This window comes from Streptomyces sp. NBC_01571 (genome assembly GCF_026339875.1).
Taxonomy (GTDB): Bacteria; Actinomycetota; Actinomycetes; order Streptomycetales; family Streptomycetaceae; genus Streptomyces.
The window spans coordinates 1,071,185-1,096,531 of sequence record NZ_JAPEPZ010000001.1 but is presented as its reverse complement, the minus strand read 5'-3'; the positions used below and the strand labels follow the sequence as shown (position 1 = coordinate 1,096,531).

At 72.3% G+C, this 25,347-nt stretch carries 25 protein-coding genes; 17 read left to right on the top strand and 8 right to left on the bottom strand.

Annotation, left to right across the window (positions count from 1 at the left end; translation table 11 throughout):
• The first annotated feature begins 3 nt into the window (after positions 1 to 3).
• From OHB41_RS05060 to sbnA, 4 genes are read left to right on the top strand one after another with little or no spacing between them, the layout of a single operon-like run.
• Positions 4 to 3,282, top strand: coding sequence for a non-ribosomal peptide synthetase (locus tag OHB41_RS05060; protein WP_266696739.1), 3,279 nt, complete (start codon positions 4 to 6; stop codon positions 3,280 to 3,282).
• 57 nt (positions 3,283 to 3,339) lie between these two features.
• Positions 3,340 to 4,344, top strand: coding sequence for a TauD/TfdA family dioxygenase (locus OHB41_RS05055; RefSeq protein WP_266696738.1), 1,005 nt, complete (start codon positions 3,340 to 3,342; stop codon positions 4,342 to 4,344).
• A complete protein-coding gene (gene sbnB / locus OHB41_RS05050; RefSeq protein WP_266696737.1) occupies positions 4,341 to 5,432 on the top strand; it encodes a 2,3-diaminopropionate biosynthesis protein SbnB in 1,092 nt (363 codons plus the stop codon). The genes OHB41_RS05055 and sbnB overlap by 4 nt, the downstream gene beginning before the upstream one ends.
• Positions 5,433 to 5,470: 38 nt before the next feature.
• Positions 5,471 to 6,532, top strand: coding sequence for a 2,3-diaminopropionate biosynthesis protein SbnA (sbnA, locus tag OHB41_RS05045; RefSeq protein ID WP_266696736.1), 1,062 nt, complete (start codon positions 5,471 to 5,473; stop codon positions 6,530 to 6,532).
• Between the two features lie 705 nt (positions 6,533 to 7,237).
• Here the strand turns inward: sbnA and OHB41_RS05040 are convergent.
• Positions 7,238 to 7,942, bottom strand: coding sequence for a GAF and ANTAR domain-containing protein (locus tag OHB41_RS05040; protein WP_266696735.1), 705 nt, complete (start codon positions 7,940 to 7,942; stop codon positions 7,238 to 7,240).
• A gap of 243 nt (positions 7,943 to 8,185) precedes the next feature.
• On the opposite strand from OHB41_RS05040, the gene OHB41_RS05035 reads away from it, so the two are divergent.
• From OHB41_RS05035 to OHB41_RS05020, 4 genes are all read left to right on the top strand, one after another.
• On the top strand, positions 8,186 to 8,446 hold the full coding sequence (locus OHB41_RS05035; RefSeq protein ID WP_266696734.1) for a WhiB family transcriptional regulator: 261 nt from the start codon (positions 8,186 to 8,188) through the stop codon (positions 8,444 to 8,446).
• 100 nt (positions 8,447 to 8,546) lie between these two features.
• Complete coding sequence (locus OHB41_RS05030; RefSeq protein ID WP_266705672.1) at positions 8,547 to 8,981, top strand: ATP-binding protein; 435 nt, start codon at positions 8,547 to 8,549, stop codon at positions 8,979 to 8,981.
• Positions 8,982 to 9,149: 168 nt separating this feature from the next.
• The gene (locus OHB41_RS05025; protein WP_266696733.1) at positions 9,150 to 9,548 is read left to right on the top strand and encodes a hypothetical protein; all 399 of its coding nucleotides are present in this window, start codon (positions 9,150 to 9,152) and stop codon (positions 9,546 to 9,548) included.
• Positions 9,549 to 9,737: 189 nt separating this feature from the next.
• On the top strand, positions 9,738 to 10,073 hold the full coding sequence (locus OHB41_RS05020) for a hypothetical protein (protein WP_266696732.1): 336 nt from the start codon (positions 9,738 to 9,740) through the stop codon (positions 10,071 to 10,073).
• A gap of 16 nt (positions 10,074 to 10,089) precedes the next feature.
• On the opposite strand, the gene OHB41_RS05015 is transcribed toward OHB41_RS05020, so the two are convergent.
• From OHB41_RS05015 to OHB41_RS04995, 5 genes are all read right to left on the bottom strand, one after another.
• The gene (locus OHB41_RS05015; RefSeq protein WP_266696731.1) at positions 10,090 to 10,611 is read right to left on the bottom strand and encodes a DUF6328 family protein; all 522 of its coding nucleotides are present in this window, start codon (positions 10,609 to 10,611) and stop codon (positions 10,090 to 10,092) included.
• A gap of 133 nt (positions 10,612 to 10,744) precedes the next feature.
• Complete coding sequence (locus OHB41_RS05010; RefSeq protein WP_266696730.1) at positions 10,745 to 11,200, bottom strand: ATP-binding protein; 456 nt, start codon at positions 11,198 to 11,200, stop codon at positions 10,745 to 10,747.
• Between the two features lie 75 nt (positions 11,201 to 11,275).
• Positions 11,276 to 11,449 carry a CsbD family protein gene (locus OHB41_RS05005; RefSeq protein WP_153292281.1) on the bottom strand — a complete coding sequence of 58 codons (174 nt, stop codon included), beginning with the start codon at positions 11,447 to 11,449 and terminating at the stop codon, positions 11,276 to 11,278.
• Between the two features lie 116 nt (positions 11,450 to 11,565).
• On the bottom strand, positions 11,566 to 14,682 hold the full coding sequence (locus OHB41_RS05000; RefSeq protein WP_266696729.1) for a poly(A) polymerase: 3,117 nt from the start codon (positions 14,680 to 14,682) through the stop codon (positions 11,566 to 11,568).
• On the bottom strand, positions 14,682 to 16,589 hold the full coding sequence (locus tag OHB41_RS04995) for an RNA ligase family protein (RefSeq protein WP_266696728.1): 1,908 nt from the start codon (positions 16,587 to 16,589) through the stop codon (positions 14,682 to 14,684). The genes OHB41_RS05000 and OHB41_RS04995 overlap by 1 nt, the downstream gene beginning before the upstream one ends.
• 255 nt (positions 16,590 to 16,844) lie before the next feature.
• Between OHB41_RS04995 and OHB41_RS04990 the strand changes: the two genes are divergently transcribed.
• The 3 genes from OHB41_RS04990 (at position 16,845) to OHB41_RS04980 (ending at position 19,271) form a co-directional block, all read left to right on the top strand.
• Positions 16,845 to 17,240 (top strand): GtrA family protein, encoded by a 396-nt coding sequence (locus OHB41_RS04990; protein WP_266696727.1) that lies wholly within the window; start codon positions 16,845 to 16,847, stop codon positions 17,238 to 17,240.
• 343 nt (positions 17,241 to 17,583) lie between these two features.
• On the top strand, positions 17,584 to 18,003 hold the full coding sequence (locus OHB41_RS04985) for an SseB family protein (RefSeq protein ID WP_266696726.1): 420 nt from the start codon (positions 17,584 to 17,586) through the stop codon (positions 18,001 to 18,003).
• Positions 18,004 to 18,161: 158 nt separating this feature from the next.
• Positions 18,162 to 19,271 carry a hypothetical protein gene (locus OHB41_RS04980; protein ID WP_266696725.1) on the top strand — a complete coding sequence of 370 codons (1,110 nt, stop codon included), beginning with the start codon at positions 18,162 to 18,164 and terminating at the stop codon, positions 19,269 to 19,271.
• Positions 19,272 to 19,301: 30 nt separating this feature from the next.
• Here OHB41_RS04980 and OHB41_RS04975 read toward each other — a convergent pair whose 3' ends face one another.
• Positions 19,302 to 19,697 (bottom strand): MarR family winged helix-turn-helix transcriptional regulator, encoded by a 396-nt coding sequence (locus tag OHB41_RS04975; RefSeq protein ID WP_266696724.1) that lies wholly within the window; start codon positions 19,695 to 19,697, stop codon positions 19,302 to 19,304.
• An 83-nt stretch (positions 19,698 to 19,780) separates the two neighbouring features.
• A complete protein-coding gene (locus OHB41_RS04970; protein WP_266696723.1) occupies positions 19,781 to 20,134 on the bottom strand; it encodes a VOC family protein in 354 nt (117 codons plus the stop codon).
• A 610-nt stretch (positions 20,135 to 20,744) separates the two neighbouring features.
• Here OHB41_RS04970 and OHB41_RS04965 point away from each other — a divergent pair.
• The 6 genes from OHB41_RS04965 to OHB41_RS04940 all read left to right on the top strand — a co-directional run bounded on the left by OHB41_RS04965 (position 20,745) and on the right by OHB41_RS04940 (position 25,256).
• The gene (locus tag OHB41_RS04965) at positions 20,745 to 21,731 is read left to right on the top strand and encodes an SMP-30/gluconolactonase/LRE family protein (protein WP_266696722.1); all 987 of its coding nucleotides are present in this window, start codon (positions 20,745 to 20,747) and stop codon (positions 21,729 to 21,731) included.
• A 178-nt stretch (positions 21,732 to 21,909) separates the two neighbouring features.
• Positions 21,910 to 22,386, top strand: a complete 477-nt coding sequence (gene crcB, locus OHB41_RS04960; protein WP_266696721.1) for a fluoride efflux transporter CrcB — start codon at positions 21,910 to 21,912, stop codon at positions 22,384 to 22,386.
• A complete protein-coding gene (locus OHB41_RS04955) occupies positions 22,383 to 22,757 on the top strand; it encodes a putative PII-like signaling protein (protein ID WP_266696720.1) in 375 nt (124 codons plus the stop codon). Before crcB (OHB41_RS04960) ends, OHB41_RS04955 begins: the two co-directional genes overlap by 4 nt.
• Positions 22,758 to 22,759: 2 nt before the next feature.
• A complete protein-coding gene (crcB, locus tag OHB41_RS04950) occupies positions 22,760 to 23,134 on the top strand; it encodes a fluoride efflux transporter CrcB (protein WP_266696719.1) in 375 nt (124 codons plus the stop codon).
• Between the two features lie 71 nt (positions 23,135 to 23,205).
• Positions 23,206 to 24,042, top strand: a complete 837-nt coding sequence (locus tag OHB41_RS04945) for an undecaprenyl-diphosphate phosphatase (protein WP_266696718.1) — start codon at positions 23,206 to 23,208, stop codon at positions 24,040 to 24,042.
• Positions 24,043 to 24,314: 272 nt separating this feature from the next.
• Complete coding sequence (locus OHB41_RS04940; protein WP_266696717.1) at positions 24,315 to 25,256, top strand: glutaminase; 942 nt, start codon at positions 24,315 to 24,317, stop codon at positions 25,254 to 25,256.
• Positions 25,257 to 25,347: the final 91 nt, after the last annotated feature.

The following is a 25,347-nucleotide window of genomic DNA, read 5'->3' as shown; positions in this document are numbered from 1 at the left end:
TCGATGGGAGCGAACGTGGAGGCGGACCGGGAGTACTGGGGCCGTGTACTGGCAGCCGGGGGATTCACCCCGGCCCCACGGTGGTCGCGGGAGCCGGTCGCCGGTGTGGCCGAGTACGAGGCCGCGGTGCCGGGGGACGTGCTGGAGGCGGTGCGCGGCCTGGCGCGCGACGTGGGAGCTCCGGTCAGTTCGGTGCTGCTGGCCGCGCACGCGAAGGTACTGGCCGTGCTGTCCGGTGAGCGGGACGTGGTGACGGGATACTCCGCCGCGGGGACGGACACCGGTCCGCTGCCCTGCCGGCTGACCGTCGCCCCGCAGTCGTGGCGCCGGCTCGTGGTGGGTGTCCGTGGGGCCGAGGCCGATCTGCTGGCGCACCGGGACTTCTCCGTCGACGCGCTGCGCCGCGAGTCGGGGACGACCGGCCCGTCGTACGAGATCACGTTCGACCCCGCCGGGACCGCGGGCGCACTGGCCGAGGACGTGGTGCTCGATGTGGGCTGGTGCGATCGCGGCGCGGACCCGGTGCTGCGGCTGCGGTACCGCACGGAGGTGCTGGACGCCGAGTGCGCGGCCCGGATCGCCGGGTACCACCTCGCCGCGCTCACGCTGATGGCGGGCGACGCGGACGCCGACCACGCACCGCAGAGTCTGCTGCCGGCCGAGGAGGTGCGGTACCAGCTCCAGGCACTGGCCGGACCCCGGCGGCCGCTGCCCGAAGGACGGGTGCACGAACTGTTCGAGCAGCGGGTTCGCATGCACCCGGAGACGGTGGCGGCGGTCCACGGCGAGCGGGAGTGGACGTACGGGGAGCTCAACGCGCGCGCGAACCGGCTCGCGCGGGCCCTGCTGGCGCGTGGACTGGGCCGCGAGGAAGCGGTCGCCGTCGTCACCGAACGCAACCTCGACTGGCTGGCCGCGGTGCTGGCGGTGTTCAAGGCCGGCGGCGTCTATCTGCCGATCGAGCCCCACTTCCCCGCGGGACGCATCGAGGCGACCCTGTCGCGCGCCGGATGCCGGCTCGTGCTGACCGAGTCCGGCAGCACCGACACGCTCGACGGGGCGCTGGGCGCGCTGTCGGGCGTCGAGAGACTGCTGGTCGAGACGGCGTACGCGGAACAGCACGACGACGGTGACCTCGGGGTGAGGGTGTCGGCCGGTCAACTGGCCTACATCTACTTCACCTCGGGCTCCACCGGCGAGCCGAAGGGCGCGATGTGCGAGCACGCGGGCATGCTCAACCACCTCTACGCCAAGATCGACGACCTGGGGATCGACGAGGACCGGGTAGTGGCGCAGACGGCCCCCCAGTGCTTCGACATCTCGCTGTGGCAACTGCTGGCCGCGCTGCTGGTGGGCGGCCGGACGCTGCTCGTCGGACAGCAGGTGATCGTCGACGTGGAGCGGTTCGTCGACACGCTGGTCCAGGGCCGGGTGGGGGTGGCGCAGGTCGTGCCCTCCTACCTGGAGGTGGTGGTGTCGTACCTGGAGCAGCACCCCCGTGAACTGCCCGACCTGACCCGGGTGTCGGTGACCGGAGAGGCACTGAAGCGCGAGCTGGTCCAGCGCTGGTTCGCCGTCCAGCCGGGGATCGGGCTCGTCAACGCCTACGGGCTGACCGAGACCTCGGACGACACCAACCACGAGATCATGGACGGCGTCCCGGACCGTGTGCTGCTCGGGCGCGCGGTCAACAACGTGCACGTCTACGTCGTCGACGAACACCTCTCGCTGGTGCCGCTCGGTGCCCCGGGCCTGATCGCGTTCTCCGGGGTCTGCGTGGGCCGGGGGTACGTCAACGACCCCGAGCGGACCCGCGAGGCGTACCGGAAGGATCCGTACCGGTCGGGGGAGCGGCTCTACCTGGGCGGCGACCGCGGGCGCTGGCATCCGGGCGGCTCGCTGGAGTTCCTCGGCCGCCGGGACAACCAGGTCAAGATCCGGGGTTTCCGCATCGAGATCGGTGAGATCGAGAGCACCCTGCTGCGGGTGCCCGGCGTCCGGGACGGCGCGGTGGTGGTCGCCGAGTCGGCCGGTGGCACGCACCTGATCGCCTACTACTGCGGCCGGCCCCTGCCCACGGAGGCGCTGCGCGAGGCGCTGGGCGCCGTACTGCCCGCATACATGATCCCCTCCGCCTTCCACTGGCAGGAGAGCCTGCCCCTGACGGCCAACGGGAAGATCGACACCAAAGCCCTGACGGCGCTGGCCGAACAGACCTCGACGGGTACCGACGACGACCTCGCCGGAGGGCCTCGGAGCGCGCCGCACACCCCTGCCGAGCGCAAACTGGCGGGCTTGTGGGCCGAGTTGCTGGGCGTGCCCGAGCACAGCGTCGGACGGCGGGACCACTTCTTCGACTCCGGCGGCACCTCGCTGACGGCCGTGAAGCTCACCGTCGCCCTGGACCGCGCGGTGTCCCTCAAGGACATCACCTCCCACCCGGTGCTCGCCGACCTCGCCGCGCTCCTGGACGGCGCCGCCCGCCGGCGCCACGAACTGCTGCAGCCGCTCGCGGAACCGGACGCCGCCTCGGAGTGCGCCCTGGTGTGCTTCCCCTACGCGGGCGGCAACGCGGTCAACTTCCGGCCGATGGCCGACGCCCTGGCGGCCACGGGACACGGACCCTCGGTCTACGCCGTCGACCTGCCCGGCCACGACCTGGCCGCCCACGAGGAGCCGTTCGCGCCGCTGGCACAGGTGGCGCGGCAGGTCGTCACCGAGATCGTCGGGCGTGGCCTGACCCGGGTCGTGCTCTGGGGCCATTCCTCGGGTGCCGCTCCGGCCCTGGAGACGGCGAGGCTGCTGCGGGAGCGCGGAGTGGACGTGCCCCGGGTGTTCCTGGGCGCCCAACTCCTGGGCACCGCCGACACCCGGCGTGCGGCCGTCACCGAACTGGCGGGGCGAAGCAACGCCGAGATCGCCGCCGCGCTGAGTTCGGACAGCGGATACACCGAGCTCGGTGAGCTGAACGCGCTCCACGCCGAACAGATCGGTGCCGCCTACCGGAACGACTGCGTGGCCGCGCACCGCTATCTCACCGACGCCATGGAGAGCTCCCCGGCGGCCAGGCTCTCCGTGCCGGTCACCGTGGTTGTCGCCGCCGACGATCCCCACACGGCGGGGTTCGCCGACCGGTACCGCGACTGGCAGCTCCTGGCCGAACAGGTGGAACTGCGCGAACTCGCCGACGGCGGCCACTACTTCCCGCGCACCCGGCCGGACGCGGCCGCGCAGGCGGTCCTGGACGCCGCCGAACTGCTGGCCTCCCCCTCACCCACCTGAGCGGAGCTCACCCCTGAGCGGCCTCACCCTCGTGAGCGGCAACCGAAAGGATTCCCGATGTCGTCCTCGTTCCTGGCAGCCCTGCCCGAGGTGGAACTGCACCCCGGCAAGCCACCGATCCTGCATGTCGACGCCCCCGGTGACGCGCCCGCCTGGGCGGCCGACAACCGCGAGGCACTGCGCGGGCAGGTCGCGCAGCACGGCGCACTGCTCGTCCGGGGCCTGGGGTTGCGGGCGGCGGAGCAGGTCGGTGCCGTCTTCAGGGGACTGGGCGGCGAACCGATGGAGGACAGGGAGGCGTTCGCCCCCCGGCAGGTCCACGGACCCGGGCTGTACTCCTCTTCCACCTGGCCCGCCAACCAGCCGATGTGCATGCACCACGAGCTGAGCTACCGGCTGGAGTTCCCCGGCCTGATGCTGTTCGCCTGCCTGAGCGCGCCGGGCCAGGGCGGAGCGACCGCGGTGGCCGACGCCGAGCGGGTGCTCGAGGCACTGCCCGCCGCGCTGACCGAGCGGTTCGAGCGCGAGGGCTGGCTGCTCACCCGTAGCTACAACGACGAGATCGGGGCGTCCCTGACCGAGTCGTTCGGCACCGACGACCACGCCGCCATCGAACGCTATTGCCGCGACCACGCCATCGACTTCACCTGGGAGCCCGACGGGTCCCTGCGCACGCGGCAGCACCGCGACGCCGTGGTGCGGCACCCGGTCACCGGCAGGCGCTGCTGGTTCAACCAGATCGCCTTCCTCAACGAGTGGACGCTGGCGCCCGAGGTGCGCGAGTACCTGGTGGACGTCTACGGCGAGGACGGACTGCCGTTCAACACCCGCTTCGGAGACGGCTCCCCGATCGGCGAGGACGTCGTCCAGCTCATCAACGCCACCTACGAGGACCACACCCGGCGCGAGCCCTGGCAGGCCGGCGACCTGCTGCTGGTAGACAACGTACGCACCGCGCACAGCCGGGAGGCGTTCACCGGGGAACGCGAGGTGCTGGTCGCCATGGCCGAGCCCCAGCGGTCCGCCGAGCGCCGCCGCACCCCCGAGGGGGGCCGGCGATGACCGTCCTGCCCTCTCCTCTCACCGAGGCCGCCGCTCCCCGTTCCGGCCCGGCGCCCACCTTCGCGGTGATCTCCGGCGCGCAGGTACAGCAAGCACTCGGCGGACGCGAGCGACAGATCGTGGACCTGGTCGAGGCCGCCTACCGGCTGCACGGCGTGGGGGACTCGGTCAACCCGCCCTCGTACTTCCTGCGCTTCCCCGACCGCCCGGCGGACCGGATCATCGCGCTGCCCGCCTCCATCGGCGGGCCGATCCGGGTGGACGGCATGAAGTGGATCTCCAGCTTCCCGGGCAACGTCCAGGCGGGCATCCCCCGGGCCTCGGCGGTCCTCGTCCTCAACGACCACGACACCGGCTACCCCTTCGCCTGCCTGGAAAGCTCCGTCATCAGCGCCACCAGGACCGCGGCGTCCGCCGCGCTGGCGGCCGACCGCCTCAGCCGCGGCCGCTCCCGCCCCACCCGGGTCGGATTCGTCGGCACCGGTCTCATCGCCCGCTACATCCACACCTTCCTGGCCGGCACCGGCTGGGCCTTCGACTCCGTGGGTGTGCACGACCTGTCGGCCGACAGCGCCGCGGGGTTCTCCGGATACCTGCGGGAGGCCGGAGCCGGGGCCGGGACCGGCGGGCACGCCCCTCGGATCACGGTCCACGACAGCGCCGAGGAGCTCATCCGGGCCAGCGACCTGGTGGTCTTCGCGACCGTCGCGGGCGAACCCCACGTCACGGACCCGGACTGGTTCTCCCACCACCCCCTGGTGCTGAACGTGTCGCTGCGCGACCTCGCCCCCGAGGTCCTGCTCGCCGCCGCCAACATCGTCGACGACGTCGAGCACTGCCTGAAGGCCGACACCTCACCCCACCTGGCCGAACAGCTCACCGGCGGCCGGGACTTCCTGGACGGCACCCTCGACGACGTCCTGACCGGACGGGTGACCTCGCCGGCCGACCGGACCGTGATCTTCTCGCCCTTCGGGCTCGGTGTTCTCGACCTCGCCGTCGGCAAGTACGTCTATGACGAAGTGGCCAGGAGGGGGGACCTCCGTCTCGTCGACGACTTCTTCCACGACCTGCGTCGGTACGGCTGAAGCGGAACCACCTCAGCTCTGGCATCAGGAGGCCCACCGTGCCCGTCATCTCCGCTCCTCACGCCTTCAACGAAAGCCAGCTCTACGTCGACCTCCAGTCGATCTTCGGGCGCTCGCTGTATCTGAAGTGCGAGGGCTTCAACTTCGCCGGCTCCATCAAGCTGAAGGCCGCGAACGAGATGGTGGAGAGCGCCGAGCGCGAAGGGGTCCTGAAGCCGGACTCGATCCTGGTGGAGTCGTCGTCCGGGAACCTGGGCGTGGCGCTGAGCATGATCGCCGCGAGCAAGGGCTATCAGTTCCTGTGCGTCACCGACTCCCGGTGCAACCTCTCGACCCGACTGCTGATGGAGGCGCTCGGCAGTGAGGTGCACGTCATCTCCGAACTGGACGCCAACGCGGGTTTCCTCGGCGCGCGGATCGACTACGTCCGCGCGCTGTGCGCGTCCGACGACCGCTACGTGTGGCTCAGCCAGTACACCAATCCGGGCAACTGGCAGGCGCACTACCGCACGACGGCGCCCGAGATCGCCAGTCACTTCCCGGGCCTGGACGTCCTGTTCGTCGGGGCGGGCACCACCGGGACCCTGATGGGCTGTGCGCGTTATTTCCGGAAGTGGCACCGGCCGGTGCGGATCGTCGCCGTCGACAGCGTCGGCTCGGTGGCCTTCGGCGGCAAACCGGGCCGCCGGATGATCCCTGGCCTGGGCATGAGCATGCGTCCGCCGCTGCTCGACGAGTCGTTCGTGGACGAGGTGATCCGGGTCGAGGAGGCGGACACCATCCGCACCTGCCATCGGCTGGCCCGCCGCGGCTTCCTGTTCGGCGGCTCCACCGGGACGGTGGTAAGCGGCGCCATGGACTGGCTGAACCGGCAGGACGCGCCCGGCATCACCGCGGTGGCCATCGCCCCCGACCTCGGCGAGCGCTACCTCGACACCATCTACCAGACCAACTGGCTGCAGGATCTCTACGGCGAGGACCTTCTCGACCCCGAACAGGTGGCCGTCGGTCAGCGCAGGGCGCGGCCCACCGCGGATCCTCCCGCCCTCCCGGACCCTCCCGACACCCCGGGCCCGCCGCCCCGACGCCGAAGCCGGTGAGCACCGCGTCCCCGGTCCACGCCCGCGTGACCCGACGCGGGTGCCGGGCCGGGGGCACCGTCCGCCAGACGGGAGGGGCCGGCGCTTAGGGCTGCGCTGGTGAGATACAGCGAACTCGAGGCGGACACCCTGCAGTTGAGCGTCGCCGCCGACGAAGACAGTGCCCGTGCCCTCGGGCGGGAGACGGTCGTGGCCTGACGCGGCCGGAGCTGCTGCGGTACGCCGCCGAGGACGAACTCACCGACGACGCCTGGGCGGCGCCCACCACCGCCCGCGAGAACTTCCTGACGCTCAGCCCCGAAGACCTCGGCCGCGAGCTTGCGACGATCCACGACGGCATCCGGTCCGACGACGACACGGACGCCGGAATCCTCGCCGTCATCAGCGCGCTCGCGCACTGGCAGACCTACCTGGAGCAGAACCGCCGCGCAGAGTTCCACGAGCTGGCCATCCGCTCGGTCGAGGACGTCGACCACGAGGCCTCGGCCGGTCTCGGTGACTTGCTCGGGACCCCCGAGATGGCCGCCGAGTACGGACGCATCCGACGGCTGGCGGCTCCCGGAGCGCAACCCGGGCACCCTGTCCGTTCCGTCCAGGCCCGGTCGTCCGTCGGGGGGCGGGTGCCCGCGCGGCCGTCGCCCGTGCCGGCGCGCCGCGCGGCGGTCCGGCCACGTGGCGGCGCACCCCGTACCGTTTCCGCGGCGGTCAGCCGGGCTTCTCGCCGGTCTCGCAGACCTGGCGGGCGATCTCGCGCAGTTTGATGTTGCGGTCCTGTGATGCCTTCTTGAGCACCTTGAAGGCCGCGTTCTCGGGCAGCCCGTAGCGCTCCATGAGGATGCCCATCGCCTCGCCGATCTCGTGACGGGTCTCCAGGGCGTCGCCGAGCTGCTGGTGTGTCCGCGCCGCCGAGAAGGCCACGGCGGCGTGCGAGGCGAGGATCCAGCCGGCCCGCCGGGCGTTCTCGTCGAAGGCGCGGGGCCGGTGGGAGTACAGGTTGAGGGCGCCCAGTTCGTCGTCCTCGGTGAAGAGGAGGAATCCCATCACGCTCCCCATGCCCAGCTTCCTCAGCTCGGGGGCGAAGCGGGACCAGCGTTCGTGCGGCTGGTTCAAGTCCTCGATGACATAGACCTGTTGGCGGTCGGTCACGGCGTCGAAGCAGGGGCCCTCCCGCAGGTCCTGCTGGATCCGGTCCGCGCGGCGCACCACCTCGCTCGTGGCCGCCAGGGCATGCACCTCACCCCGTCGCACGGTGAGGATGCCGGCGTCGTCGCAGCCGTTGATCAGCAGCGTCGCGTGCTCCACGATGCGGTTCAGCGTGTCCTGGACCGAGTCCTGGGCCAGCAGATCGCGCGCCATTTCCGCCAGGGCGACGGCGAACTGTTCCCAGATCTCGCCGGGCTCATGTGACATGTGCCACCTGCTCTGCTGTTGAAGCCGCGTCGTCGCCCACCAGGGCTCCCATCTTGCCACCCGCGCTTCCTCGTCGCGCCCCACGGGCGATCCGGAGGGCGTGCCCGCGCACCGCCGACGGCGTCATTTCGCGTTCAAGCAATGCCGTCCCGGCAAGCCCTGTGTTTCACCCGTGGATCAACGGTGACCCGAAGGGAGACCGAAGTCCGACGAACGACATCACCGTGATCGCAGGAGGCTCCCATGGACAACTGGCGCGAATCGGCAGCATGCCGCACCGTCGACCCCGATCTCTTCTTCCCCATCGGCAACACGGGCCCCGCACTTCCGCAGGTCGAGGAGGCGAAGGCCGTCTGCCGGCGGTGCCCCGTCCGTGACGAGTGCCTGCGCTGGGCGCTCGACACGGGCCAGACCATCGGCGTCTGGGGCGGGACGAGCGAGAACGAGCGGCGCGCGCTGAGGCGGCGCACGGTCGGCCGCGCCTCCAGGGATGCCGGAACCTAGGCGAGTGGGGCCGGCAGGCGGGCAGGAGCGCACGAAAGGTGGCGTCCGCGTGGTGTGGAGTAAGAGGAGAGATCCCGCCGACGAGTCCGGGGCAGGCGTGATGGAAAGTGATCCGAGCGGGGACAAGCGGCCGTCGGACGAGGAGTTCGAGAGCCTCGACGTCGTCTTCCCCGGCCAGTTGTGCGACGTGACCGACGCCCGCCTCTCGGCGGAGGGCTATCTGCGGGTCTTCGCCCGGGCGTCACCGCCCTCGTCGCCCGAGTACTGGGACGACGTCCTGCTGGTGGTGACGGAGCTGGCCGCCAACACGATCCAGTACGCTCCCGGCCCCTTCCAACTGCGGGTACGACCCACCGGCGACGGCCTCCAGGTGACACTGCGTGACAGCAGCACCACGCCGCCCACGCCCCGCCGCATGAACCCGTCCCGGGGCGCGGGCGGCATCGGCTGGCACCTCATCCACGCGCTCTGTCATCGGGTGAGTGTGGTGGTGCGTCCCGACGGCAAGGACGTGCACGCCCTGCTGCCCTGGTGACCTTCCGGCCCCACGGGCGCCCGGGGGGTGCGAACGCCCACCTCGGGCGCACCGCGCACTGCTCCCCGTACCGTCTCGTCGTTCTCGGTAGGTGTCGTTTCTCCGGTCGGGGGCAGACGGGACTGCTGTAGGACACATCAGTTCCGTGCACCTGAACGGGGTGGAGCAGTGAGCCTGGAGCAGGACCGAACGCCGGCACGCGTCGACGCGACGGACGACGAGGTGCGTGAGCCCTCCGAGGAGGAACGTGCCGCCTGGGCGCGCGTGTGCCGTACGGCCACCGGAATGCGGCACCACGAGGCGAAGGCCGCGCTGGAGGACGTCCGGGAGGCGGCGCGGGGCGGTGCGCTCACCGGTCAGGAGGCGCTGGTCGTGCGCGCGGAGGTCGAGGAGTGGGAGCGGATCACCGAGGCGCTCGCCGACCATGCGGGGACGTACGACCCCGACCACGACCCCTTCGTCCAGGGCGAACTCGCCGCTCGCGCACATCGGACCGGGACGGCGACCCGCCCTCGGGGAACCGGCTCCACGAATCGGCCCGGCACACCGGCTGAACGCACCGGCTGAACGAACCAGCTCCGTGAGGACCGCGACCGCGATGTCAGTGCCGTCCGCAACAATGCCGAGCAGCAACGAAGATCGTTTCCGCCTCCCGCGGTACGTGACCGGACCTGTCCGTCGAGAGGCCACCCGCACATGACGCCCACCCTCCCATCGCCGCGCCGTGCCGCGAGCCCTGAACGGAGACCGCTGACGATGCTCCGAGCCCTCCCGCGCCCCTCCGCTCCTCTCGGCCCCGAGGGTGCCGAAGTGCTGCGTCTCATCACCGTGCAGCGGGCTCCCGTCTGCCTCACCGTGCAGGCCAGTGGGCGACGCCGGTACGGCTACTGGCAGCCCATGGACGCCGGCGCCGGGCGTGGAGGGTGCTACGTCGCCCTGCCCACCGACGAGTGCGACGCGCTGCACGCGGCGGGCCGGATCGTGCTGGGGGACCCCGTGGTGGACCCGGGGAAGACCACGTATCCGGTGCGCCCCGCCGCGCGGGGCACGTCCTCGCTGCCCGGTGTGCCACGGCAGGCCCTCACCGCGTGAAGGCCTGCCGTGAGGGTCACGGAGTCGTGTGGCGGCTGCGGATCCACATCGGTACGGCGAACCAGCAGAACAGGTACCAGGCCACGATCCCCGTGACGAGCCAGGGCACGTAGGCGTCGTGGGTGGCGACCCGCAGGATCAGCAGGAGCGACGCGGTCATCGTCGCGAGCAGCAGCACGAGCCCCGCGAGCGTCAGCCGTGACGCCCACACGACGGCCCGCTCCTTCACCCGCCTGCCGGCGACGATCCGGTGCAGGGACACGGGGCCGATCAGTGCCCCGGTGGCGGAGGCCCCGAGAACGACGGTGACGATGTAGATCGTTCTGTCCATCTGTTCCAATTGCGTGTACCTGGGCGTGAAGACGACCGTCAGCAGAAAGCCGAACAGAATCTGGACGCCCGTCTGCGCGACCCGGATCTCCTGGAGCAGGTCACCCCATTTGCGGTCGGCCCTCTCCTCCTCGGTCTCCTCACGCCCCGTGTCGCCCCGTGTGCGCTCCGCGTCACGGCGGGCTTCGTCATGTGCCGACTCCGACAAATTTTCCTCCCGGCTGACCCCGGACGACCCGGCGATGGTTTCGGTGGATCCAATGTCCTCGGAATACCTTCAAGGAAAAGAATGGTGCGGTCCTTCGTACGTATCTGGCGCAGCAGGGCCGCAGAGAATGTCTTTACCGGGGAGAGAGCGGCACGACGGCCGTGATGCGCTTTCCTCCGGCCTGGAGAATCGAGATCATGATGTCGCGGGCCAGCAGGCAGATGATCGGCCAGCCATGGCCGCCGATCTGCAAGGACCCCGAACCGCCGGCGCGCCGCGCGGGCGTCGGCATTTCCTCGCTGCGGTCGCTCACCGACAGGCGCACCTCGCGCTCGCCCGGTATCACCTCGAACGCCGTGACCCCGCCGCCGTGCAGCATCGCGTTGGTGGTGAGCTCGGAGGCGACGAGCAGGACGTCGCCGACGGCTGTCGCATCGGCCGTCGCCTCGGGTCCGCGGGATCGTCGCGCGTTGTCGAGCGCCTGCCGTACGGCCTCTCGTACCTCGGCCGGGCTGCGCGGTCCGGGGGAGCGCGATGCGGGCGGGTCGGCCGCCGTGTCGGTGGCGTGCGCCCGGTACTCTCCGCACATTTCCTTCACTCCTTCTTGGAAAAGAAGCGGGCCCGCCGCATGAGCGTGCGGCGGGCCCGGTGCAGCGCGTGACCCTCAGTGCCGGAAAATGTCCTTCATTTTCTCCTTGGCCTGGCGGGTGTCGCCCTTGGCCTTCTCCGCCCTGCCTTCGGCGGTCATACGCTCGTTGCCCACGGTGCGGCCGACGGTTTCCTTGGCCTTGCCCTTGGCCTGCTCCGTCTTCGCCTGTGCCTTCTGGTTCTTGGTCACTGCAGATCACGTCCTTACCGCATTGACTGTGCGATCCACTGTTACGGCTGACCTGAGAGGACCGTCCCAAACCCGCTCGGACGAGAAATGAAGGGGGTTTCCCTCGAAGAGCCGACTCATTCCCGGTGCGCAGGAAGAATGTGTGCGGGGCAGCGGAGGGTGGGCACGTCACCGCATTCCGCCCTCTCGGTCACGACCCCGGGCAGCCCCCTGCCCCATCCCCGGGTGAGCCCGTCGAGCCGGGCCGCGTCGAGCGGGTTCCGGCCGAGGCCGATGGCGTACGTCGCCGACGCCGTGCCCTCCCCGAACGGGTGGGGCCAGGCATGCGCGTCGGGCGTCCCGGCATCCTCCAGAGCAGTGAGGAGCGCCCTTACGCGCCCGCGCACGCGACCCCGGGTCTGCTCGAACTCCTCCGTCCCGGCCGCACGTACGCTCACCACCAGCCACGCGGCGTGCCGGCGGTGCAGAGGCGGGGGAGACAGCAGTGCGGGCAGCGGATCCGCGCCGGTCCGCGCGGCCGTCTCCAGGATGTCCCAGGCGCGGTACAGCTCGTCCGTCAGGAGGTCGCGGAAGCCGGGACCGACCTGTGAAGTGCAGAGACGGACCGGGTCGGTCGGGGTCATGACCGACACCGCGGAGGGCGACCGTGCGAACGCGGCACCCACGAGGCCGAAGGGTTCGTGGCCGGCCTGATCGAGGCCGGTCGGACCGGGCCCGGTCGGTTCCAGGCCGACCGGATCGAGGCCGACCGGTTCGCGCCAGTCCCATGCGGCCCAGGTCCCGAAGAAGTCCCGGAGCAGTCCGGCCGGGGACAGGACCTCCGCCTCGCGGGTCGTACGGGCCGCCAGGACGGACCAGGCGAGGCCCGGCAGCCCGCCGAACGGCGCCGAGTCGAGACCGCGTGCCTTCGCCCAGGCCTTGACCTCCGCGGCCAGCCCGGCGAACGCGGCGTGCCGGCCGGCGACGGCGCTCCGTACGGCGTCCGCGTCGCTGACCGCGCTCAGCGCGGTCGCGGCCGCCGCGCCCAGCTCGGCGCGGTGGTCCACCGCTTCGGCGGGAGGGAGAGGACCGGTGGCGACCACGCTCAGGTCGACACCGAGTCCGTCGACGCTCAGCCGAAGCCCCGGCACCCGGGCGCCGGTCACCTGCCGTACCCGGGCGGCGTCCGGAAGAGCCCCGGTCACCCGAGCCAGGACGTCCGTCATGCCGACGACGCCGGGCAGGGCCGCGACCAGGTCCAGATCCGCTCCGGGCAGCGCGCCGCCCATCCGCCGGGACCCTACGACGTGCACGGTGCCTTCGCCGAGGGCGTCGGAGAGGCGCCGCGCGGTGCGCTCGGCACCACGGTCGTCCGGGTCCACGGCCACAGCCGCGGCAGCAGCGCCGAGCGTGCCGGCCGTCGTGGCCATGGGGGACGTGGTGGACGTGGTGGTCGGGTCGGGCAGCCACCGCACCTCGCCGGTGCCCAGCGCGACCGTCGCCCGCGGACACATCGGTTCGTCGCCCCGGCGGGAGAGCAGGACGAGGTGCCCGACCCGGGCCGGCACGGCGGAGCCGAGCCGCGCGACGCAGTCGGCGGCGACCGGCCGCGGGTCCTGGACACGACCCAGGGTCAGATGCGGGGTGAATCCCTCGGCACGGCCCCGGCACCGCGGGAACCGCCGTTCCAGCGCGGCCCGCAGCCGCGCCCATGGCTCCGGGTCGGTTCCCGCCGGGTCGAGCCACACCGTGGCGTCGTCCCGGTGTCCGAAGGTGTGCACGCCGTCGAGCCGGATGTCGAACGGCGGTGTCGTGGCCGCAGCCCGGGACAGCAGCGGGACGGCCCGCTCGAACGCGGATTCAGGGACGAAACCGAAGAGCAGGTTGACGTGCGGCGGCCAGCGCCGGGCCTGCGGGTCGTACGTCCGCCGGAGTACTTGGATCGCCGGCCACAGATCCTCCGACGGCAGCCACGCCACCGCCGTCCGCGCGGTCGGAGCGAGGTCGAGGGTGTCGAGGGCGGCGATGGAGTCGACGGCGTGGTCGGCGCCGACGGGCCCCGGGTCGTACGCGGAGCCGGGATCCGCCGCGGAGCCGACGCCGTCGCGGGCCGCGACGACGCCCGCCCCCTCCAGGCTCAGCACGGCCTCCACGCCGAAGTGGTCGGAGACGTACAGGCCGCCGGGGCCGGGGGAGTCGCCCCGCAGGGCCGCGTCCGTCGGGTGAAGCGCGCGGCCCCGCAGCAGGATCCGGTCGAGCCGGGAGGAACGGCCGGACAGCGAGGAGATCGCGGCCAGCGGATTGACGGCGGGGTCGAAGGTGGGGCTCCCGTCGGCGGGCCCGCGCACCTCGGTCCAGGCGTCCCGCAGTCCGAGGGCGGCGGCGGGGCCGGCCGGGCCGTCGCCGCCGTCGTTGAAGTCGCCGAGCAGCACCAGGGGACCGTCCAGGTCGGCAAGTCCCTCGGCGACGCGCGCGAGTTCGGCCTTGCGGCGGGCCGGGCCGTTGTCGGAGTGGTCGCTGCTGAGGTGGGTGGCGGCGACGACGAGCGGGCCGGACGCCGTCTCCAGCGTGAGGGCGGTGACGGCCTTGTGCGGCCCGAGCGCGTGGTGGCCGGCCTCCCGCACGGGCAACCGGCTGAGCAGCAGCAGCCCGGTGTCGTCGACCCGTTTCCCGCGGGGGTCGCAGCCCACCGTGTAGGCGGCACGGATCCAGGGAGCCCGCAGCAGCAGGTCGAGCAGGCCGGCCTCGACCTCCTGGAGCGCGATGACGTCGGCGTCGGCTTCCTCCAGGGCCGCGAGCAGCAGGGGCCGGCGGCGGTCGGTGTCGATGCGGTCGCTGTCGTAGCGGTCCCACAGCGTGTTCCAGGTCAGCACCCGCAGACGGTGGGGCGACACCCGCGAACCGTCGGACGTGACCGGCGGTCCCTCGGGGGCTCGCCACCGCGCCACCGCGTCGTCCCACCCGTACGGCGTGTCGGCCGTGAAGAACGGGGCCCGCAGAAGGCGTGGGGCCCGCACCCGGCCGGCGGACGACATGTCGATACGGTCGACGCCCGTGGCCCGGTCCCACACCAACTCGCCGTCCGCCTCGACGAACAGCACCCGGTGCCAGGGGATGTCGCCCCCGGGCACGAAGGCGGGCAGCGGGACGCGCTTGGGGGCGGCCCCGCGCTGGTTGACGCCCAGCACGAAACGGGCCGGGTCGAAGCGCGGGTCCCAGCGGACCCGGTGGTAGATCTCGTCACTGGTACGCATCACCGCTCGCCCCCGTCCAGTGCGCCGTCGACGTCGTCCACGGTTCCGCCCGCGCCGACGTACCACGTCCGGTGCGCCTGGCCCGGGTAGGGCGGGTCGAACCGGCGCAGCTGTGCTTCGAGCACCTCGGGTGGCACCGGGTGCGCCCGTTCGGCGTTGCGCCCGGCCAGCTCGTCGTCCGTGGCCAGCACGACCACGTGGGTGATCAGCGCGTCACGACGGTGCGCCACGGCGTCCACCAGGGAACGCTGGTGCCGGCCGAGCGAGGTGGCGTCCCAGACCACGGTCGCGGGACCGGCCGCGAGCGCGGAGTCCAGCCGTCGCAGGCCCTCGCGGAGGACGTCCGCGTTGGCGCGCTGGTCGGAGCGTGAGCCGCGCGCCGAGCGCAGGTCGTCCAGGGAGACCCGACCGTCGATCCCGTGCAGGCCGGCGGCGAACGTGCTCTTGCCGCTGCCCGACGGGCCCACCAAATGGATCAGCCGGGGGAACGCGCCGCTCCGCAGCCGCCAGGTCGCCGCCACGGCCGCCTCTGCGGTGGCCACGTGGCCCGCGGCGTACGACGCCCGCGCCTGCGCCCAGCAGCGGTCGGCCACATCGGCGTCACCGAGGCCGTCGAGGGCACCGTGCAGGCTCGCGCGGAGACGCTCGAACGGTTCCTCCCCGAGGAGGCCCGCCTCCTCCGCGTGCAGCGCGGACCAGTCGACCTGTTCGCGCGCCGCGGCACCCTCGGTGACGGCGACGGCCGCGGCGACCGCGTGCAGTACACCCAGGTCGGCCGCGACGGCCATGCGTCCCAGTCCGGCACGTCGTTGCTCGTCGGGGTACGGACGGTGCAGCAGGGACTGGAGTCCGACCAGGTCCGCGACCCGCCGTGCCGACGGCATGCCGAGCGGTCCGGCCAGCCGGGGAGCCAGCCGGGCACGGCGCCGACCGTGCAGCAGGGCGGCGAGCACCCCCGTCAGCCGGGCGTCCCCGGTCCGCCCCAGCACATCGAGCCTGGCGGACACCTCCGCGACGACGGCTTCACCGACGGGTGCCTCCTCGGCCGTTCCCGAGCCCGCGGCCGCCGTTGCCGCTCCCGTCCCCGAAGCCGAGCCCGTCGTCGCTCCCGTCCCCGCACCCGAACCCGTCGCCGTTCCCGAGCCCGAGCCCGTTGCCGTCCCCGAATGGGAACCCGTTCCCGTCGCCGCCGCGAGCGCCCGGGCGTCGGGGGCCGCGCCCGACCGCACGTCCCACAGCGCGGCGGCCGTGCCCCGCCCGTTGGCCACCACTTCGGCGTGCATCCAGTGCGTGTCGGTCCGCACGTGCCCTGGCCGCACCCACTTGGCCACCCGGCGGCCGAACTCCTCGTGTCCGAACCCTTCGACGGTCCGTACGACGTACCCCTCCTGCCGGGCGGGATCCAGCCGCAGGACGCGCAGCGCCCGTACGGCCCGCTCGTCGAGGACCCCCCGCCACAGCACCCGCGGCACCGGCACGCCCAGCCGCCGCAGGAACCGCACCGTCCGGTCCCAGTCCAGGCACCGGTCGCCGTCCCAGACGGAGAACCCGTAGAACCAGCTGTCGAGTCCGGTGTACGCGATCGAGTGCCGCGCGTACAGGTTCTCGCCGCACACCCGCCACCCCGGCGGGAGGGCCGCGCCGATCCGTCCCTGCAGAGCCTTCACCCACGCCCGCGAGGGATGGTGCGCCGAGTCGAGCGATCTGGCGTGCAGTCCGTCGGCGTAGAGGGTGGTGTTCTCCCCGTCGAGCTTCTCGGTGACCACCACCTCCAGGTCCCGCAGGCCCGCCAGGTCCGTCACCCGTACGTCGTCCGAGGTCGCCCCCGGTGACCAGGCCAGATGCGGGGTGCGCGGATAGTGCACGCGCGCACCCCTGACGGGCAGGCCTGAATTTTCGGACCCCATGGTGCTCTGTCCCCCGGTGGAAAACGGCGCGGCCCGGTCACGGCACGGGTCCGGAAATGAGAACGCCGACTGTAATCGCCCGGGGCGGCGACGGCCCGCGGTTTTCCGGGCCGCGCCGTCGCGGCGGGGGAGGGGAGTGCGCGGGGACGCTCCCCGGCTCTGCTTCAATGATGAGGACATGATCGGACTTTTCTCTCGACGTCTCGACCGACGGCCGCCGTCCGCGCCGCCCCGGCGCGCCACCGGCAGCGGCTGATGGGCGGCCAGTTCCTCAGGTTCGCCATGGTCGGCGTGGCCAACACCGCGGCGTACTACGGCTTCTACCTCACACTGCTGACGGTCCTTCCCTACCTGGCCGCCCACCTCGTGGCGTTCGCCGGGGCCACGGTCGTCTCGTTCTTCCTCAACGCGCGGTTCACCTACCGGACGCGTCCCACGCTGCGGAAGTTCGTGCGCTTCCCGCTGGCCACCGTCACCAACCTCGTCGTCTCCACGCTCGCCCTGCACTTCCTGGTCGAGGTGGGCCACTGCGGGTCCCGGACCGCGGCGCTGCTCGCCTCGGCCGTGGCCGTGCCGTTCACGTTCCTGGCCAGTCGGGCGATCATGATTCCGTCCTCGGACGCCTCGCGTCAGTCGCGCACGGCGCGCTGACACAGGTCCGGGCCGCCGTCCGGCCCGACGGGCGAGCACGGTGGCGAACGGCCGAGATCGGCCGCAGCGGGTACGTCGCACCAGGTCACGCCCGCCACGGTGGCGAGCCCGCCGGTGACGTGGGTGACGTGGTGTCGGACCCACCATGGCGGAACCGCTCGCCCGGCGCGTCGGCCGCGACCACCTCGGCCTGCCCTCGTACGACGTCCCGCTGATCCCCTGAGCACCACGAACGACCGGTCGCGGAGGCATGTCCCGGCCGTGGACGGGTACGCGCGACGGGAACCGCGCCCGGAACGGATCACATTCCGGGCGGTCCGTCCGCTACTCATGGGGATCTGCCATGGACACACCCTCGAACGACCACCACCGGCCCACGCCCGCGACCCCGGCCCAGCGGGCCCTGGACACCCTCGCGGAGAACACCCGCGACACGGTGGCACTGGACACGCTGGCCGGCAGCGAGGTGCTGGTTCCCGTGCCGGACGACGTGAGCGAGCAGGACGCCACCGATCCCGCGGCCGTGGCGCTGCCTGTCCTCGACCAGCCGGACGGGGAGCAGGTGGTACCGGTCTTCACCTCGGAACTGGAGATGGCCGGTCTGCTGCCCTTCGTCTCCCGCTACCGGATGGTTCCCCTGGGCGCGCTGGCCTCCCAGTGGCCGTCCGGCGATCTGGCGCTCACCATCGACGCGAGCTCGCCGCACGGTCTGACCCTCACCTCCGAGGGCGTCCGCACCCTCCTGGCCCGCCCGGGCGCCTGACCCGGAGCGACGCGGCGACGGGCCCTCGACGAGACACGGGTGGAGGGCCTGCCCGCGCCGTCGCCATGAGCGGCGCCGGCCCGCGCGGACGTCTCGGACGTCCGTGGACACCGGGTCCGTAGCGCCGGCCGGCCCGTACCGGGCGTGACAATGGCCGCATGAACTGGATCTCGGGCGTCGCCGGCGGACTGCTTCTCGTCCTGGTGCTCGCCAGCATCCTGCGCACCCTCGTGGTGCCGCGAGGGCTCTACTCCTCGCTGGTGATCCGCTGGTGGCGCGGGCTGCGTCTGCTGCTGCGCCTGGCGGCCCCCGGCGGCTACGACGCCATCGACCGCGCACAGACCTGGCTGGCCCCGCTCATGCTGGTCGGCATGCTCGCGAGCTGGCTCGGCGGCGCCCTGCTCGGCTTCGGACTGCTGCTGCACGCCCTCTCCGCGCTCACCTGGACCCAGTCCGTACGGGAGGCCGGATCGAGCCTGTTCACGCTCGGTTTCGCCAGCGGTGACCGTCTGCACCTGTCCGTCGTGGACTTCCTCGCGGCGGCTACCGGACCGGTCGTGATCGCCCTCCAGATCGCGTACCTGCCCACCCTGTACGCGGCCTACAACCGCCGCGAACTGGAGGTGACCCTGCTCCAGTCGCGCGCGGGCGAACCCGCCTGGGGTCCGGAGATCCTGGCCCGGCAGTGGCTGGTGGACACCGAGACCGCGCTGCCCGAGCTGTACCGCTCCTGGGAGCGGCTCGCCTCCGACATCGGCGAGAGCCACTCCACGTATCCGGTCCTGCTGGCGTTCCGCTCCCCGCGGCCGTACCGCAGCTGGATCGTCGGTCTCGTCTCCGTCATGGACGCGGCCGCCCTGCACCTCTCCCTCACCCCGGGCAGCGCCCCGCCCGAAGCCCGCCTGGTCCTGCGCGCGGGTTTCACCGCACTGCGCGACATCGCGCGCTCGCTGCGTTTCGCCTACGACGCCGACCCCGCCCCGGACACTCCGATCCAGCTGTCCTTCGCGGAGTTCGACGCGGCGGTGTCCATGGTGCGGGCAGCGGGCTTCCCCGCCGAGCGGACGGCGCGGGAGGCATGGCCGCACTTCCGCGGCTGGCGGGTCAACTACGAGGCGATCGCCTACGAGTTGTGCCGCCGCGGCGACGCGGTCCCCGCGCTGTGGACCGGGACACGGGACTTCGCCACCACGCCCATCCCGCCGGCCCGGCCGGTCGACCGCCGCCCGGGCGACGGCGATGCGGCGCTGCCCCCGGCCGCCCCGTAGCCGTGCCGGAGGAGTCCGCGAAGGACAGCCTCAGCCGGCCAGGGTGCGGGCGAGGACGGCGCGCTGCAGCGGGCGCACCTCGGCGTGCAGGTCGCGGCCCTTGCCGGTGAGCGCGACCCACACTCCGCGCCGGTCCTCCGCACACACCGTGCGTTGCACCAGACCGTCCTTCTCCAGCCGCCCGATCAGGCGGGACAGGGCGCTCTGGCTGAGATGGACGCGGTCGGCGATGTTCTGCACCCGGCAGTGCTCACCCGCGTGCGAGAGCTCGCCGGAGGCGAGGATGTCCAGCACCTCGAAGTCGCTGGCTCCCAGACCGTGCGGATGCAGCGCGCGGTCGATCTCGCACATGGTGCGCGCGTGCACGGACAGGATGTCCCGCCACCGGTCCTCGAGCCGGACCTCATCCACCGTGTTCGCTGCCATGTCTGCACGGTAACAGAGGCGCCGCCGTTCGTTGAGTGTGCAACCAGTGCAGTTGCATCAATACGGCAAGGGCGTGTCCGTGACTATGCGCCGGGCGCGTCCTGGAGGAGCCCGACGAGGTTGCCGTCCGGGTCCTTGACCGAGGCGATCAGCCTGCCGCCGCCCACGTCCTGGACCTCCTGCAGCGTCTCGGCCCCGGCCTCCAGCAGCCCGGCGAGCGCGGCCCTGATGTCGTCGACGTGCCAGAACGGAACCGGCCCGGTCATTCCCTTGGCGTGCCCGTTGGGATCGAGGCCCACGTCCTGCCCGGCGTCCTTGAACCCGACGTAGTAGGCGGTGTCCGCGTACGGTTCCGCCCCCAGCAGTCCGGCGAACATGGCCTTCGCCCGTGCGAGGTCCTTGACGGGGTAGATGATGGTTTTCAGACCGGCGGTCATGGCGACTCCCTGGTGATGCGTGTCGTTGGCTGTCGGCCGACGGGCTGCGCCGGCTCCTCCACGCTAGGACGGGGGAGTGCCCGATGGCTTCTCGAATCCTGACCGGTCGCCACGGAGAGGGCGGGCGCGCCGACACCCGCGGGCGCCACGCCCGTGCCGGGGAGTTCCGACGCGGGCGGTGGCTCAGGTCGAGCCGCGCCGCACCGGCTCGGTCGGCAGGATCACCGCGGCCGGATCCTCGCCACCGGTCCTCGCGAGCAGCACCTCCGTCCCGCTGCCGAGCCGGTCCGAAGACTGCCGGAGGGACGTGTGGCGGCGGGGAGTCGTCGAAGCCGCCCACCGCTCGTCCTGCGGGACCCGGCGGCCGGCTCCGTGCAGCGCACCGGCACCCCCTGTGCCATCAGGTCGAAGGCGACGAACGCACCGTGCGTCGGTGGACCGGCCGGCCGGCCGTGAACTCGTGCGCCGGCCCCAACCGGCGTGGCCTCGCCCCGTGAAGGTCCCCGAGACCCCTCACGGACCTCCGCCGCGCGACGACCACCGCACCGCCGAGGTCCGGCCGAGGTCCGGCTCCTGTTCGAGAAAGGCCGACAGGGGTACGGAGGCCCCTATGACGCACACCCGGAACTCCGGCCGCCCCACGGCACTCGTGCCACGCCACTGCGTGTCCCTCGGCGGTCACGGCCCCGAGGACGTGGTGGCCGACCCGCACGGCGGGATCCTGACCGGCGTCGAGGACGGCCGTGTCCTGCGCGTCGAGGGACTCGCGGACCCCGCCCGCGTCCGGGTCCGGGTGATCGCGCGGACCGGCGGCCGGCCCCTCGGGCTCGAACTCCTCCCGGACGGCGACCTGCTGGTCTGCGACGCCCGACGCGGACTGCTCGGGGTCGGCGTCCGCGACGGCACCGTACGTGTCCTGGCGGACACCGTGGCCGGCGCACCGCTGCGTTTCTGCAGCAACGCGATCGCGCTCACGGACGGCACCGTCTACTTCACCGTCTCCAGCCGCCGCTATCCGCTGGACCAGTGGATCGGAGACCTGGTCGAACACACCGGTACGGGCATGCTGCTGCGCCTGGCTCCCGGCGCCACGGAACCCGACGTGGTGGTGGAGGGGCTGCAGTTCGCCAACGGTCTCGCGTCGGCCGCCGACGAGTCCTTCCTGGTCGTCGCGGAGACCGGCGCCCGGCGTCTCACCCGGGTCCGGCTCACCGGTCCGGCCGCGGGTCGCGCCGACATCTTCGCCGAGGACCTGCCGGGACAGCCGGACAACCTCTGGCGCGAACCCGGCGGCCCGATCTGGGTGGCGCTGGCCGGTCCCCGCGTCCCCGCCCTGGAGCTCCTGCACCGCCGCGGCCCCGCTCTGCGCCACGCGGCAGCCGGCGTCGCGGTGCGCGCGCCGTTCCGGCCGCCGGGCACCACCGGGGTTGTCGCGGTCGACGACGAGGGCCGCGTCGTCCACCGTCTGGAACGCCGCCACGCACGGTTCCGCATGGTCACCAGCGTGTGCGTGGCGGATGGCCGCCTGGTGCTGGGAAGCATCTGGGAACGGGGGATCGCGGTGTGCGACCTGCCGCCCGGCACCGGCCGCACGTGACCGGTCCGGGTGTGCGGGGCCACCGTCACCGGCGGTAGGCTGTTCACCGGCCGCGATCTTGTGTCGCGGCGCGGCGGTGGGGCCCGCCGTACCCGAACCGCGGCGCGGCTGCCGCCAACGGTCCCTACTTGCGATGACGTGTGCCCCCTGGGGCCCGGCGAGTAGGAGAAGTACGTCCATGACAGTCCCGCACCCCGAGCGAGTCGGCACACCCGACGCTCCCGTACGCCCGTCCGCCCGCCGCGCGTCCTCCTGGGACGGCCAGGGGCCGGTGGTGGCGATGGTCGCGCTCGGCGGCGCCCTCGGCGCCACCGCCCGGTACGGGGCGGCCCGGCTGTGGCCCGTGGAGACCGGCGGCTTCCCCTGGACCACGTTCTGGGTGAACGTCGTCGGCTGCGCCGTGATCGGCGTCTTCATGGTCGTCATCACCGACGTGTGGGCGGCCCACCGGCTGGTGCGGCCCTTCTTCGGCACCGGGGTGCTCGGCGGGTTCACCACCTTCTCGACCTACGCCGTCGACGTCCAGAGACTTCTGGACGGGGGGCACCCCGCGACCGCGTTCGGCTACCTCGCGGCGACCCTGTTCGCGGCCCTGGCGGCGGTATGGGCCGCGGTCACGGTGACCCGCCGTGCGCTGGCGGGGAGGCGGCGATGACCCGGCTGACAGGCAGTGCCCTGCGCGTGACGATCTTCATCGGCGAGAACGACACCTGGCACCACAAGCCGCTCTACGCGGAGATCGTGCACCGCGCCCGCGCGGCGGGCCTGGCCGGCGCCAGTGTCTTCCGTGGTATCGAGGGCTTCGGCGCCTCCTCGCTGATCCACACCTCACGGCTGCTGTCGCTGAGCGAGGACCTCCCGGTGGCGATCGTGCTCGTGGACGACGAGGAACGCGTCCGCGCCTTCCTCCCCCAGCTCGACGAACTCGTCGTGGAAGGGCTGGTGATCCTCGACGACTGCGAGGTCGTCCGGTACGTGGGCCGCGACGCCGAGTCCGGCAAAACGGGCAGGGAAGGTAAGAAGTAGTTGTGAACTGGCTGCTGGTGATCGTCGGCGGGATGCTCGGCGCGCCCCTGCGCTACCTGACCGACCGTGCGGTGCAGACCCGGCACGACACCGTCTTCCCCTGGGGCACCTTCGCGGTCAACGTGGCCGGCTGTCTGGTGCTCGGCCTGCTGACCGGCGCGGTCGCCGCGGGGGCGGCGGGCCAACACCTTCAGCTGTTCCTCGGTACCGGTCTGTGCGGGGCACTGACCACGTACTCCACGTTCTCGTACGAGACACTACGGCTGACCGAGACCGGAGCGGGGTTCTACGCTGCGGCGAACGTGATCGTGAGCGTGGCGGCCGGGCTCGGCGCGGCATTCGCGGGGGTTTCGCTCGCGCAAGCCGTGTGGGCCTAGGCCTTGCGTGCGACCCGGGCATAGTAAGACTGTCTACAGCACTGTCGACCAACTCCTCAGAACTGGATTCCATGAGCGTCATCAACGTCGGTCAGGCCGTCGTCCTCGGAGTCGTCGAGGGAGTGACCGAATTCCTCCCCGTCTCCTCCACCGGCCATCTCAAGATCACCGAGGGGCTGATGAACATCCCCGTCGACGACGACGCCGTCGTCGGGTTCTCGGCGGTCATCCAGGTCGGCGCCATCGCCGCCGTGCTCGTGTACTTCTTCAAGGACATCGTGCGGATCGTCTCCGCCTGGGGCCGCGGACTGCGCGACAAGGAGGAGCGTCAGCACCACGACTACAAGTTCGCCTGGTGGGTGATCTACGCGACGATCCCGATCGTCGTGGTCGGCCTGGCGGCGAAGCCGCTCATCGAGGGGCCGCTGGCCTCGCTGTGGGTGGTCGCGGCCTCACTGATCGTCGGCAGCGGCGTGATGTGGGTGGCCGACCAGATGGGCCGGCACAAGCGCGGCGAGGACGACACCTCGTTCAAGGACGCGATGCTGGTGGGCAGTTCGCAGATCCTCGCGCTGCTCTTCCCGGGCTTCTCGCGCTCCGGCGCCACGATGTCGACCGCGCTCATTCTCGACCTGGACCGGGTGGCCGCGACCCGGCTCTCCTTCTTCCTCGGCATCCCGGCCCTGACCGGTGCCGGTCTCTACGAGCTGAAGGACGCCCTGGGCACCGGCGTGGGTGCCGCGCCGCTGGCCGTCGGCACGATCGTGTCGTTCGTGGTCGCCTACGGCTCGATCGCCTGGCTGCTGAAGTTCGTGGCCAAGCACTCCTTCAACGCCTTCGTGATCTACCGGATCGTGATCGGGGTGGCGCTGCTCGGACTGCTCGCGACGGGCACCCTCAGCAGCTGACCACAGCGGGGCGTGAGGTCACGCCGTCCTGTCCGTGACCTCATACCCCGCGAAGGTGCCGCCGAGGAGGCCTCGCTGCAGACCACGGCGTCGCAGACCACGGCGTTGCCCACCACGGCGTCGCAGAGCACGGCGTCGCCGAACTCGGCCCGCAGGAGGCGCCGTCGGCCGCCGGTCGGCCGGTCGCTGCGCACCGGCCCGAAGCGGCCGCGGACGGCGGCACCCCACGCCCGGCCCGAGCCGATGGGCAACCGGACCGCACGGGCGGCACAATGGTGATCATGTCCGCGTCGCTGTCCTCCCCGACGTTCCTGCCGGTCCTGGAACGCATCGCCACCGAGATCGAACAGACACCCGGCCACGGACGGTCCGCCGACTACATCCCGGCGCTGGCCGCCTGCGACCCCCGGCGCTTCGGCATGGCCGTGGCGGAGCTCGACGGCACGGTGTACGGGGTCCGGGACTGGCGCCGGCCGTTCTCCACCCAGTCCATCACCAAGGTCTTCACCCTCGCCCTCGACCTGGCCCGCGAGGGCGACGAGCTGTGGGAGCACGTGGGCCGCGAACCCTCGGGCAACCCCTTCAACTCGCTCGTGCAGCTCGAATACGAGAACGGCATCCCGCGCAATCCGTTCATCAACGCCGGTGCCCTCGTCGTCACCGACCGGCTGCAGACCCGGACCGGCGACGCGGCGGGCACCCTGCTCGGATTCCTGCGCGCCGAGAGCGGCAACGCCGCCCTCACCTTCGACAAGGAGGTGGCCGCCTCGGAGGCCAGGCACGGCGACCGCAACGCGGCCCTCGGCCACTTCATGGCGTCGTACGGCAACATCGACAACCCGGTGCCGGTCCTCCTCGACCAGTACTTCCGGCAGTGCTCGATCGAGGCGTCCTGCGCCGACCTGGCGCTCGCCACCGGCTTCCTGGCCCGGCACGGCATCAGGGCCGACGGCTCCCGGCTGCTCACCCGCAGTCAGGCCAAGCAGGTCAACGCGGTGATGCTCACCTGCGGCACGTACGACGCGGCCGGCGAATTCGCCTACCGGGTCGGCCTGCCCGGCAAGAGCGGCGTCGGCGGCGGCATCATCGCGGTGGTCCCGGGACGCTGCACCCTGTGCGTCTGGAGCCCGGGCCTGGACGAGCGGGGCAACTCGGTCGCCGGGGTGGCGGCCCTGGACCGCTTCACCACGCTGACCGGACTGTCGGTGTTCTGAGTTCGTGGGCCGGCCCGCGAGGAGCGACGTGCCCGTCCCTCCGGAAGGCACGGGAATCCCCGCGACGAGCCGCGCCGCCCCGGCACGCCAC